Source organism: Pseudoalteromonas mucoides, from assembly GCF_049257175.1.
Lineage (GTDB): Bacteria > Pseudomonadota > Gammaproteobacteria > Enterobacterales > Alteromonadaceae > Pseudoalteromonas.
The window spans coordinates 47,031-60,064 of record NZ_JBMMUC010000003.1; the positions used below are offsets into that span (position 1 = coordinate 47,031).

Consider the following 13,034-nt stretch of genomic DNA (forward strand, 5'->3'; position numbering starts at 1 on the left):
TATCTCCAAGTACTTTTATTTAATTGGCAACAATTTACCATGCTTTACAATAAAAAAAAGCCACACAAGGTGGCTTTTTACTTATTGGTTGAATTGAGTACTATAAATCTATTCAGTTACGACATCTGAGTTAGTAACTTGTAAAAACAGGCCGCGACTCTTTAAGAAGGTAGCGATTTGCATCTGCATTTCTGAGGTTACAGCAGGGCTTGCTTCAGGTGATAATACTGAACTATGGCCGCCATCAGTAAATTTCACAACATAGCTACCAGGCGCTTCATTTGGTCCTTGCGTAGTTGCTACAGTAGCAAGTCCCATTAGTTTAGCCAGCGGCAACGAACCTGCGATTGGGTTTATCGATGTAGTTGGCGGTATAACTTGATCTTTCTTATTACCTTCGCCATCACCTACAACCACATTCATATATACAGGCGTACCGAGCGCTTTAACAGCCGCAGCATAGTTGGTTGGGTCACCGCTGTCTAATGCAGTTTGAGAAGCAAACGCAAATTGTGACATTACACCTTGAATATTGGCAATTGTAGTTGTTTCGCCCGCAACGGTTAAAGAAGTCATGTATTCAATATAACCACATGAAATGCTTACTTGGCTATCTTCACTTTCGCCACAATTAGCTACTGCTGGACCTTTGCGATAAGCATCAAATTCAGCAGATTCATCGGTGCCAGCGGCAAGTAAAACAGAGCCTTGTACAAAGGGGCCAAAGCTTGCAGATTCTAACAAGAAGCTTGCAATACCGCCACCACCACTTGCTAAAGCAACCGCTTTAACATTGAAAAAGCCATCTACTTGGCTATCTAATGGTGTATTCGCTTGAGTCACAAATGCAGGAGCCACAATTGAACCGAGTGAATGGCCAATAAATGATACATCCTGTGCGTTCAGTGATGGGTCATTAGTAAAGTTCAAACCAAAACGTAAACCCAATAAATCAGCAGCTGACTGCCTTAAATTATCACGCGCTACCAATAATGATTGTAAATTCATATAAGCAAGTACAGAACCCGTTGACGCATTAAAGTCATCGTTCCCATCGCCATCAACATCAATACCACGCTCACCATGAACAGGGTGGTCAATTGCAACAGTAGCAAAACCCTGCAGTGTTAAAATTGCAGTTAACGCTAGCATGTCTTCTTTTTTAGATGTAATACCATGCTGCATAATCACTACAGGCCAGCCGTTCTCTGGCATTGTCAACGCTTCCATATCAAGTTGACCACGAATTGCATTTAAAACAGGCAAAATTGGTTTTGTAACCTGAGTAGGCACATTAGCCATAGCTTGGGTTTTCGGGATAGAATTATATTTAGTTAAGTGCTTCGTTGTATCTAAACCTAAATCACGTAAACGACCATCACTTAAAGCCGCACATGTGGCATCATTAATTGAGATAGGGTCAGTAGGGAATGCATTCCCAGCAGCAGCTTGATAACCTAGAACAGCGACTGCGTTATCACACATGCCTTGCCAATATGTATCAGCTAGATCTGATATTTTTTTACCTGTCGGAGTTGATAGGTACATTGGTAGCATAATACTACCCTTTTGATACTCTGTTGCTTTAAAAAGTGCATACTCTGGTGTATCAGGCAAACCTAATACCGTCTGCACATTGATCATAGTCTCTGGTGTAGAGGTTGGTACTTGCAAAGTTGGCATGGGTAGCGCTGAATTTTGTAAACTTCCAGCAAGCATTGATTTAATGGTGTTAAGTACAGGGCCAACTGATTGGATTGTCATAGCAGCAGAGTAAATAATTTCGTCTTTACTAATGGCGCCACCGGAGGTGACCACATTTTCGTAACTATTTACGGCACCTTGTAAACCCAACTGAGCTTCAGTGATTAATGGAGCTTCTTGTTTAACAAGTCCGTATGTTGAGGAGGGCTCTATCGAGCGACCTAACGAATCTTTTAAATCTGTAGTTAATACATTAACGTAGGAGCTGCCCGCTTTAAACGGCTTAAGAGGAATAACTGCCACGGCATCACCACTGGCTTGAGTTATAAAGTCAACCCCAAAAGTTAACTCGCCAATCAACTTACATGCTGTGCCTGCAGGTGCTTGTGAACATTCTGCATCCGTTAGGCTTGCGCCCATAATTACTTCAAATATTCTTACAGCACCAGGGGCAGCCGCAGAAGATGCATCTAAACTAACACCCTCTGGCACATCGTCACTGACAAATGTTGGCATAACGAGATCTATTTTGTACGGAACTTGGCTAGACCAACCATCTAGGGCTCCTAGTGCCATTGATGGATCAGCATAGTCTGCACGCGGTACTGATACGCCATCTTCATCTAATTCATCCGGAATATTAATCGTGCCATCTTTTGTGCCACTCATTAACAGGTCATTCGGTACGGAAATATCTCCGTTAGCAGGGTCAAAATAAACGGTCGCAGTAGGGATAACCGGTGGTGTGTCGTTCTTCACATCTTCTAACGTTTCACCGCCGCCGCAACCAGCAAGTGCAGCTGTAATTGCGAGTGAGAGTAGCATTTTTTTCATATGATTTGCTCCGCACATAATCTTATTTTTATTGTGTGTTCAGTTGAATAAGTATAGTTAATGGTTCTAATTTATTGTCATGGATATTGTCAATAATAGTTAAAATAATGTAATTAGTTTATTAATGAGACATTAGACCAGTTAAAGTTAACGTAAAGTTTCAAATTTCGCCACCTTATTTTGCAATAAATTCGATAACTTGGGGATTTGCTATGTTAAAATCACAAAAATTGATACTTTTGGACCTCTATTATGCAGACCTATAAAGCGGCTAAAAATGCCCTGCAAGACAAAGTTATTCTGATCACGGGTGCTGGCGATGGTATTGGCCGCGTTGCGGCTTTAACTTACGCGCAACACGGAGCTACAGTAATCTTACTTGGCAAAACAACTAAAAAGCTAGAATGCGTGTATGACGAAATTATTTCTTTAGGTGGACCAAAGCCAGCGATAGTGCCAATGGATTTAAAAGGCGCAACGAAACAAAATTACCGTGATTTAGGCGTTACCATTGAACAGCAATTTGGTAAATTGGATGGTTTATTAAATAACGCAGGCATCATCGGCTCATTAGGCCCTTTAGAGCACTTTTGCGCCTCAACGTTTGACAACATTATGAAAGTGAATGTAACCGCACAAGCGATGATCACTAAATATATGTTTCCAGTATTACGCAAATCACCTAATGCTTCAGTTATCTTTACTTCGTCAGGAGTTGGTCGCCAAGGTCGTGAATTTTGGGGAGCTTATGCTATTTCTAAATTTGCGGTTGAAGGCATGATGCAAACGTGGGCTGCAGAAGTTGGCAAAACTAATATTCGTATAAATTGTATCAACCCTGGCGCTACTCGTACTTCAATGCGTGCAACGGCATACCCTGGTGAAGACCGAGATAAACTAGCAACACCAGAAGACTTAATGCCTACTTACTTATATCTAATGAGTGATGACTCTAAAGATATTAACGGGCAGTCATTAGATGCGCAGGGAAAAAAGCCTGCATAATCCGATGCTAAAATAGAAAAGCCGCTCTAAAGCGGCTTTTTTGATCTAATGCGGTGAGTTAACGGCGTTTAGTTTGCTTCACACGGTTGTTGTGCTTTTTAACCGCTTTACGTATTTGGTTAATTTTGGCGCGTTTATCTTTGCGCTTTTCAGGCATAACTGACAGTTTAGTTTGTGTTTCACGACCCAGTTTTACAGTTTTGCGTAGGTAGTTAACAGTTTCTAAATCAAGTTCGCTCCAGCCACCTTGTGGTAAACGCTTATCAAGCTCTAACTTTCCGTAGCGAATACGAATTAGACGAGAGACTTCCACCTCTTGAGATTGCCATAAACGACGCACTTCACGATTACGCCCCTCAGTTAGTGTGACATTATACCAGCGATTAATTCCCTCACCGCCAAGTGGTTTTATGTTTAGAAATTTAGCCATACCATCTTCAAGCTCAACACCTTTGGTTAAGTTCTTAATAGTCTCATTAGTCACTTCACCAAATACCCGTGCAGAATACTCACGTTCAACTTCATAACTTGGGTGCATTAAACGGTTAGCCAACTCACCATCATTAGTAAATAACATTAAACCAGCTGTATTGATATCCAAACGACCTACAGCAATCCAACGTTCGCCGTCAATGCGTGGTAAGCGATCAAACACGGTGCGGCGCCCTTCTGGGTCTTTACGTGTACACAATTCACCTTCAGGTTTGTTGTACATTATTACGCGGCAAATACGCTCCGCTTTTTCTTCAATTTTAACGGTGTGGCCGTCAACACGGATTTGGTCGGTCTCTTCGACCCGATCACCTAACTTAGCAACTTTACCATTTACACTCACACGATTTGCATCAATGTATTTTTCCATCTCACGACGTGAACCTACGCCAGCACGGGCTAGGACTTTTTGTAACTTTTCACCTTGTATACTCATTCGGATAGTTCTCTCACAGAAGGATCACTCAATAACTGATCTATTTTACTTTGTTGCTGCTTTGGCAAATCCGGTAAATTATCAAGACCCGTTAACGAAAAATAATCTAAAAATTGTTTTGTAGTCGCATATAAAGCAGGCCTTCCTGGCACCTCTTTATGGCCCACCACTTGTACCCACTCTCTTTCAAGTAAGGATTTCATAATTCCAGAACCCACAGCCACACCACGGACTTGCTCGATTTCACCACGTGTAATAGGCTGACGATATGCAATGAGTGACAGTGTTTCTAACAGCGCCCGAGAATATTTAGGCGCTCGCTCTTGAAATAAGTTACTCAGCCATGGAGCTAAACTTGCACAAGCTTGAAACCGATACCCACTGCCGACTTCGACTAATCGAATACCCCGCGTTTGATAATGAATTTGAATATCATCAATAGCATCATTAACTCGCGACATCGATACGCTTAATTCACTTAAAACGGTTTCTTTAAGGTGCCGCTTACTTAACGGCTTACCTGCAACAAAAATTGCCGCTTCAATGATTTCAATAAGTTGCTCATCACTAATTCGTTTTGTTGCCATTTAAATAACCATTTAAGAATAGACGCGCTAAAGGTTGGATATTATGAGCGTTATATTATGACAGAACATTAGCTAGGTTGGAAAATTTATTATCTAAAAAAGCAAAAATGCCAGCATAAAGCTGGCATTAGTATCACTAAAAATAAAATTAGCTATTTTTTACCATTTCAAGAGCTTCATCTTCAGCAACGTCACTACCATGAGTTTTGATATAAGTGACAAATTCGTTTTTGCTTACACGCTTGTCTTTATTGCTATCCATATAACCAAAGTGATTTGAAATATCGTCATCGTTTGCTTCAACGACTGAGATATAACCATTACGATCGTTATCTAATGACTTAAAATCACTTTCAATCGGATCAAATTTTGCAATTTCTGCCTTAAATGCTGACTCAGTTACTTCGCTGTCTGTTGCAACTTTACCTGTATTTAGGTGAGTGTAATTTGCAAATTCTTTGCGGCTAATTTGCTCATCCATATTGGTATCGATGTTTGAAAAATGCTCCCAAATATCGTCATCGTCAGCTTCGACTTTAGAAATATAGCCATCATCATCATTGTCTAAGCTACCAAAATCACTATCGATTTTTGCAAGAGAAGAATTCGCTGAACATGCGCTTAGAGTAAGAGCGGCTAAAATAGTTGATGCAAGTGTTAACTTTTTCATAAGACGTTTCCTTGTAATAAATAAAAATTAAATTCAAACGAAATAATACAAGGACTACGCCAATATTATAAACACCATACTATCAACAAGTTAAGTTGCTATAGATTTCACCTACAGAATGAGACTATAAAATGATTGCACGACTTTTGTAAAAATTGCAGGCATAAAAAAAGCGCTAATCAGCGCTTCTTTACAATAATTAACCGTTATATTGCTGCATTTTGATAACGTTTAACAAAATCAGTTACTGGCTCTCCATTACAGCGTAATGAGTTTAAGTTGCCAATTTTTTCACGCACAGGTGTAAGACCTTGCTTTACTGCAGTAACACAAAGTTGAGTTTCAGTTTGATCATTGGTGGCAAACACTTCTACAACTTTTACATTACGCTTTGTATTACTCTCTTTTTTAGCAATATCACGAATGTCTTGACCATTACATAAAATACTCTGTGAGTGACGAGAGATAAAAATACCATGTTGGTGAGCTACTTTACGTGCGGCAGAAAAACCTTCGTTTGCACTAATTGAGCAAAGTTGAGATTCAATTTTTTTATCAGCACTGAAGTACTGAGCTGCTTGAGCAACGTGAGAGAGTGAAGCTGTTGCAACGAATAAAGTTAAAAGCTGTTTTTTCATGATTTACCTTTATGAATATGGAGTGAACGGGTGAATTTCGCGCATTATATATACAAGAAAAATCAGATCAACTGAATAATCAATTTAATTTTTTAATTAATTTAAGTTTAACAATGTTTAATATTTAATCATCATTTGTTCAACATTAGTCCACTTATATTTCCAAATAATCACATGTACCATCGACATTTTAATGATAGAATTTGTCGCAAATAAATATGCACTTTAGGCCAATAATATGAAAGTTATTTCATTTAACATCAATGGGCTTCGCGCCCGACTTCACCAACTTCAAGCTATCATTGATAAACATCAACCTGATGTTATTGGCTTGCAAGAAATCAAAGTACATGATGAAGCTTTCCCTTTAGATGATGTACAAAAAATGGGTTACCACGTTTACTTTCATGGCCAAAAGGCTCATTACGGTGTAGCTATGCTCTGTAAGAGTGAGCCTAAGTCAGTATTTAAAGGTTTTGCTTCTGATACTGATGAATCACAAAAACGTATGATCAGTGTAACCGTTACACAAGAAAATGGCCGAGACCTAACGGTTATGAATGGCTACTTTCCACAAGGTGACAACATTAATCACGAAACAAAGTTTCCTTATAAGCGCCAATTTTATAAAGATCTTATGACTCACCTTGAGACTAACCATACTTCGGATGAAGATGTCATCGTCATGGGAGATATAAATATTTCTCCAACCGATTTAGACATTGGTATTGGCGAGCCAAACCGTAAACGCTGGTTAAAAACTGGCAAATGCTCTTTTCAACCAGTTGAACGTGAGTGGCTAGCTACATTAATGAATTGGGGCTTTAAGGATACCTACCGTGAACTTTACCCTGACACAGGTGAGCAATACTCTTGGTTTGATTACCGCTCAAAAGGGTTTGATGACAACCGAGGCCTGCGTATCGATGTAGTCCTTGCTACGCCAGCATTAGCAGCACGCTGTACCGATGCAGGTATTGACTATGAATTAAGAGGCATAGAAAAGCCGTCTGATCATGCGCCAATTTGGTCAACTTTTAGTTAATTTACAATGTTTAATAACCCTGATCTTACAGTTCTTATCAGTATGAATATGCTATTGGTTTTATGGCTTGTGGTTGGGGTTATTGCTTGGAGCAGTTTTGATAAAGCACTCTATAAAAGCCTTATTACAACACCTGCACGTCAAACCGGCGTATTTTCCTGCGCAATCGTATTCTGTGTTTTATGGCAGATTAAAGCGGGTATTCTACCAGGCCTTGAACTCCACATATTAGGTGTCACCGCTATCACTTTAGTGCTTGGTTGGCGCTTTGCTATTTTAAGTGCACTGTGCGCAAGTGCTCTGCTTGTAGCTTTTGGCCAACTTAGCTTAGTACAATTGCCCTTACATTTATTATTAACAGCATTTATTCCTATACTGTTTACTTACGCTGTTTTTATTATTTGTTATAACCTATTACCGCGCCATTTCTTTATTTATATATTTATCTGCAGTTTTTTATGCGCAGCGTTAGTCAGTTGCGTTAAAATAGCGACAGTAAGTGCCTTTTATTATTTTTCAGGAAATTATAATTGGTATGAATTAAGTGAAAATTACTTATACCTATGCGCCATTATTTGGTTTCCTGAAGCCATGCTAAACGGCATGGCTATTTCCATACTTATTACTTATCGCCCACACTGGGTGAAAACATTCTATGACAAGGACTATCTAGACTCATGAGTCTCGCGTATCAATGCCCTTTATGCCAAACAACTTTGCAACTAAGTGAAAAATCACTGCGTTGTGTTAATAATCATACTTTCGATTATGCTAAAGAAGGCTATGTTAACCTCTTACCCGTGCAAAATAAAAACTCAAAACAGCCTGGGGATAACCTTGATATGGTGCAAGCTCGACGAGCATTTTTAAGCACCGGGCACTATCAGTTTTTACAACAAGCAATTGCTGAGCTTGTCGCAGGGCTTACTCCAAAGAGTGTGATAGATTTAGGTTGTGGAGAAGGCTTTTACACACACGCAATTGCAAACCAGTGCCAAAGTAAGGTGTATGGTGTTGATATATCTAAGTCAGCCATTAAATATGCCGCCAAACGCTATGAAAACTGCCAATTTAGTGTTGCCTCAATAAGCCAAGCTCCATTTTCTGATAGTCAAGCTGATGTTCTTGTGAGTATTTTTGCGCCATTATTTGAACAAGAGCTCGCTCGTTTATTGAGCCAAAATGGTTCACTGATTGTCGCAAGCCCAGGCCCTTGGCACTTAAAAGAGTTAAAACAAAAAATTTATAGAGAAGTAAACGCACATACACCTATTGATGTGCCTAGAGGTTTTACATTAACCCAACAAGGTTTAATTGAACAACAGGTGAAACTTGGGTTTGAGGACGTTAAAAACCTGATTACTATGACACCATTTGCATGGAAGTTTAGACCAGAACATTGGCAAGAATTAGAGCAACAAGGTGAACACACTGTCACCCTGTCATTTTATGTAAGTCATTTTACTAAAGTTGATTAGAGGTTTTCTTTAGTAAAAGCACGGTCCATTTTATCAAACATATCGTTAAGTAAATGGGCCAAATCTGCGTAGCGTGGTTTGTTTTTACCCAAAGCACCTTGGTAACCATTAGCCACCATTTTAGTATGAAGCTCTTTAAACCAATGTTCCATTGCTGGTTCAAGTGTGGTCTCTGCACGCTTACCTAACCACAACAGCCCTTGTAGCGGCAAAGATAAAAAGAACAGCGCTACGGCAATCGCTTGCGGTAAAAAATCACTTCCTAGATAATTAATTTGCATAAATAACGTTAACATTGCCAATATCGGCATAACTGTAATTGCATGTTCAGTGGCTTTAATGACCTTAAACTCAGCAAATAACGGGGCTAGCTCTTTTCGCATTGGCCACTTTTTTGCGTACTCTCGACCAGTTTGGACTTGTGACATCACACTTTTTTGCATCATGACTCCTAGGTGTCGCTAGTTTAACGGTTAGACTCTTTGAGTGTACCATACCCAAAACGACATTCCTTTGTAAAATCTAATTACTATCCTTGTGTTTGATCAAGGTTATGGCTAACGTTAATTCAATAAATGAGTTAAAATATTTAAGCATTAAGTCAACTAGACTTTGGTTTAATCATAGTTGTTAATCGGCAAAATACTATTTATCTTTAGCCTGTATAGCACTATCACAATAGATATACATCAGCTTAACTTAATGCGCACTTACAGACATACACAATAATGAGACTTTTATATGCCTTTGCAACCGAGTTCCCCCCACCATGTGCTTGTACTTAATTGTGGAAGTTCAAGTTTAAAATTTGCGATTTTAGATGCGCAAACATCTGATGAAGTTATTTCAGGCCTTGCTGAACGATTAGGCTCGGACACTCCATCGATTAAATATAAGTTTCAAGGCAAAAAAACTGTCGTTGAACTTGATAAAGGCCAAGCACATGCAAACGCGATAGATACGTTAGTTAAGCTCATTAAAGATCATAGTTTGGCAGAAAACCTGATTGCTGTTGGTCACCGTGTTGTTCACGGTGGAGAGCATTTTACTAAATCAGTACTCATTGATGAATCTGTTATTGAAGGTATAACAAAAGCTGCGGCTCTTGCTCCATTACATGGCCATGCAAATTTATTGGGTATCGCTGCTGCACAAGCCTCATTTAAAGGGCTCCCACAAATAGCCGTTTTTGATACTGCATTCCATCAAACAATGGAACAAGTTGCTTATCTATATGCCCTACCTTACAAGCTTTACACCGATTATGGAGTGAGGCGCTATGGCTTTCATGGCACCAGCCATTATTACGTTGCAAGTCAAACAGCCAAGTTACTAGAAAAACCTCTAGAGCATAGCAACTTCATAAGTGCGCACTTAGGCAATGGCTGCTCGGTATGCGCCATTAAAAATGGGATAAGCGTTGATACGAGTATGGGACTCACCCCTCTTGAGGGCTTAATGATGGGAACCCGCAGTGGTGATATAGACCCGGGATTATTTAATTTTTTAACTACACAGCTTGATTATAGCGCAGCTCAAATTGATGACTTATTAAATAAAGAAAGTGGTTTATTAGGTATCAGTGAGCTGTCAAATGACTGCAGAACTATTGAAGACGCAGCGGTAACTGGAAACAAAAGAGCGATGCTTGCTCTTGATATGTTTTGTTATCGTCTTGCAAAACAAATTGCCGCATTTATGGTGCCAATACAACGCTTAGACGCACTTATTTTTACCGGCGGCATTGGCGAGAACTCAGATATAATTCGTCAAAAAGTAATCAAGCAACTTGCCTTTTTAGGGTTAGATTGTGATGAGCAAGCAAATTTGAATGCTCGTTTTGGTAGCGAGGGCATAATCAGTTCAGCACATGCTAATACAACCGCTGTTGTAATGCCGACCAATGAAGAGTGGGTAATCGCCCGCGATGCTGCAACCATTGCACAGGAGCAATAATATGGCTCGTCGAATTATGTTAGTCCCAATCTCTACCGGTGTTGGTTTAACGTCGGTGTCAGTCGGTTTAGTACGTGCACTTGAACAAAAAGCGGTAAAAGTAAATTTTTTTAAACCCATCGCACAACCCCGCTCTGGCGAAACAGGGCCTGAAAAATCAACCTTAATTGTTACGCAAGGCTCACCTATAAACCCACCGACACCATTTGCATTAGATTATGCAGAGCAAATGATCGGCGATGGTAAAGGTGATGATTTACTTGAAGAAATTGTAGAACGCTTTGAAAGCACTATCAGTAATGATGAAGTTGCGATTATTGAAGGTATGGTGCCTACACGCCGCCAACCTTACGCTGGCCGGGTAAACCGTGAAATAGCCCAAACCTTAGGTGCTGAAATTATTTTTGTACTGACCCCAGGCAATGACAGTAACGATCACATTGAAGATAGATTAGAAATTGCCGCTGGTTATTATGGTGGCGTAGGCCATGCACGCGTGCTTGGTTGTATATTTAACAAAGTAAATGCCCCGCTTGATGATGAAGGTCGTGCCCGTGCCGACTTAGTTGATTCGCATAACCCTGAGGCGCTTGAAAATGAGCTTAATCGCTTAGCCTCCTTGCCTATATTCAGAAAACACCCTTTTATGTTGCTCGGTTCAATACCTTGGGACTTTGAATTAGTTGCACCTCGTGTAAAAGATTTAAGCAATTATTTAAAAGCACAAGTGCTCAATGAAGGGGATATGGCACACAGGCGATTGCGCCGCGTGACATTTTGCGCACGAACTGTATCAAACATTCTTAATCACTTTACCCCTGGCGCATTACTTGTAACACCAGGAGATCGCTCTGATGTTTTAGTCGCTGCATGCTTGTCTGCAATGAATGGAACTAAAATTGGTGCCATTTTACTAACGGGCGGTTTTATGCCAGAACCTCGCATAATGACGTTATGTGAACAAGCAATGGCAACAGGTCTACCTATTTTATGCACAGACGCAGATACTTGGCGTACCTCTTTGTTATTACATAACTTTAATATGGAAGTACCCTGTGATGATGAACAACGAATTGACAAAGTCAAACATCATAACGCAAGCCATATTGATTCTGACTGGTTAGACACGCTTGCGCAAAGTGTGGGTAGAACCCGTAAAATGTCACCTCCTGCATTTCGTTATTTACTAACAGATAAAGCACGTAACGCCAATAAAACGGTTGTTTTACCTGAAGGCAACGAACCACGTACTATTAAAGCTGCCGCTATCTGCGGACAACGCGGTATCGCAAAAACAATTTTACTTGGCGATCGAGAAGAAATTCGCCGCGTTGCAAGCCAGCAAGGTGTTGAGCTAAATGAAAATGTAACCATCATAGAGCCTCAATCTGTACTCAATGATTATGTTGCACCTATGGTTGAAATTCGAAAAGGCAAAGGCTTAACTGAAGTTGTAGCCCAAGAACAGCTGCAAGATAATGTTGTATTAGGCACCATGATGTTAGAGCGTGGTATTGTTGATGGCTTAGTGTCAGGTGCTGTTAATACCACTGCAAATACAATAAGACCGCCACTGCAATTAATCAAAACAGCCCCAGGCTCTTCGTTAGTATCATCGGTGTTTTTTATGTTGTTACCTGATCAAGTACTGGTCTACGGTGATTGTGCAATTAACCCAGATCCAACCGCCGAGCAACTGGCTGATATTGCAATTCAATCCGCCGACTCTGCTCAAGCGTTCGGTATTGAGCCACGAGTCGCGATGATAAGTTACAGCACAGGTACTTCTGGCACTGGCGCTGATGTTGAGAAAGTTCGTGAAGCAACAAAACTTGCTCAACAAAAGCGTCCTGATTTAATTATTGATGGTCCACTGCAATACGATGCAGCAATTATGGAAAATGTGGCACTGAAAAAAGCGCCGAATAGCCCTGTCGCTGGTAAAGCTACTGTATTTATTTTCCCAGATTTAAATACTGGTAACACAACCTATAAAGCCGTACAAAGAAGCGCCGACTTGATCAGTATTGGTCCAATGCTGCAAGGTATGCGTAAGCCCGTAAACGATTTAAGTCGTGGTGCTTTAGTTGATGACATTGTTTACACGATTGCTTTGACTGCAATTCAAGCAGCTCAAGTGAGTGATAAGTAGTATTTTATGATGGTGTAAAGCAATGCCCTTTTGCTTT

At 40.2% G+C, this 13,034-nt stretch carries 12 protein-coding genes; 6 read left to right on the plus strand and 6 right to left on the minus strand.

Annotated features, from left to right (window positions below; all coding sequences use genetic code 11):
• Positions 1–108: 108 nt before the first annotated feature.
• Positions 109–2,538, minus strand: a complete 2,430-nt coding sequence (locus AAEU30_RS03570; RefSeq protein ID WP_421959345.1) for a VolA/Pla-1 family phospholipase — start codon at positions 2,536–2,538, stop codon at positions 109–111.
• 252 nt (positions 2,539–2,790) lie between these two features.
• On the opposite strand from AAEU30_RS03570, the gene AAEU30_RS03575 reads away from it, so the two are divergent.
• Positions 2,791–3,543: a YciK family oxidoreductase gene (locus tag AAEU30_RS03575; protein ID WP_421959346.1), complete on the plus strand. Its 753-nt coding sequence runs from the start codon at positions 2,791–2,793 to the stop codon at positions 3,541–3,543.
• Between the two features lie 58 nt (positions 3,544–3,601).
• On the opposite strand, the gene rluB is transcribed toward AAEU30_RS03575, so the two are convergent.
• The 4 genes from rluB to AAEU30_RS03595 form a co-directional block, all read right to left on the minus strand.
• Complete coding sequence (gene rluB, locus AAEU30_RS03580) at positions 3,602–4,471, minus strand: 23S rRNA pseudouridine(2605) synthase RluB (protein WP_087534338.1); 870 nt, start codon at positions 4,469–4,471, stop codon at positions 3,602–3,604.
• Positions 4,468–5,058: an SMC-Scp complex subunit ScpB gene (gene scpB / locus AAEU30_RS03585; protein WP_421959347.1), complete on the minus strand. Its 591-nt coding sequence runs from the start codon at positions 5,056–5,058 to the stop codon at positions 4,468–4,470. The genes rluB and scpB overlap by 4 nt, the downstream gene beginning before the upstream one ends.
• Positions 5,059–5,206: 148 nt before the next feature.
• Entirely contained in the window at positions 5,207–5,728 is a 522-nt protein-coding gene (locus AAEU30_RS03590) for an EF-hand domain-containing protein (RefSeq protein ID WP_421959348.1), read from the minus strand.
• A gap of 206 nt (positions 5,729–5,934) precedes the next feature.
• On the minus strand, positions 5,935–6,366 hold the full coding sequence (locus AAEU30_RS03595; protein WP_421959349.1) for an exonuclease III: 432 nt from the start codon (positions 6,364–6,366) through the stop codon (positions 5,935–5,937).
• 238 nt (positions 6,367–6,604) lie between these two features.
• On the opposite strand from AAEU30_RS03595, the gene xthA reads away from it, so the two are divergent.
• The 3 genes from xthA to rlmA are packed head-to-tail and all read left to right on the plus strand — an operon-like array spanning position 6,605 to position 8,889.
• On the plus strand, positions 6,605–7,411 hold the full coding sequence (gene xthA, locus AAEU30_RS03600) for an exodeoxyribonuclease III (RefSeq protein WP_421959350.1): 807 nt from the start codon (positions 6,605–6,607) through the stop codon (positions 7,409–7,411).
• Positions 7,412–7,417: 6 nt separating this feature from the next.
• Positions 7,418–8,092 carry an energy-coupling factor ABC transporter permease gene (locus AAEU30_RS03605; protein ID WP_421959351.1) on the plus strand — a complete coding sequence of 225 codons (675 nt, stop codon included), beginning with the start codon at positions 7,418–7,420 and terminating at the stop codon, positions 8,090–8,092.
• A complete protein-coding gene (rlmA, locus tag AAEU30_RS03610) occupies positions 8,089–8,889 on the plus strand; it encodes a 23S rRNA (guanine(745)-N(1))-methyltransferase (protein ID WP_421959352.1) in 801 nt (266 codons plus the stop codon). The genes AAEU30_RS03605 and rlmA overlap by 4 nt, the downstream gene beginning before the upstream one ends.
• On the opposite strand, the gene yfbV is transcribed toward rlmA, so the two are convergent.
• A complete protein-coding gene (gene yfbV, locus AAEU30_RS03615; RefSeq protein WP_087534345.1) occupies positions 8,886–9,332 on the minus strand; it encodes a terminus macrodomain insulation protein YfbV in 447 nt (148 codons plus the stop codon). The genes rlmA and yfbV overlap by 4 nt on opposite strands.
• A gap of 298 nt (positions 9,333–9,630) precedes the next feature.
• Between yfbV and AAEU30_RS03620 the strand changes: the two genes are divergently transcribed.
• Together AAEU30_RS03620 and pta are read left to right on the plus strand one after the other, a co-directional pair.
• Positions 9,631–10,845, plus strand: a complete 1,215-nt coding sequence (locus AAEU30_RS03620; RefSeq protein WP_421959353.1) for an acetate kinase — start codon at positions 9,631–9,633, stop codon at positions 10,843–10,845.
• 1 nt (position 10,846) lies between these two features.
• A complete protein-coding gene (gene pta, locus AAEU30_RS03625; RefSeq protein ID WP_421959354.1) occupies positions 10,847–12,997 on the plus strand; it encodes a phosphate acetyltransferase in 2,151 nt (716 codons plus the stop codon).
• Positions 12,998–13,034 lie beyond the last annotated feature (37 nt).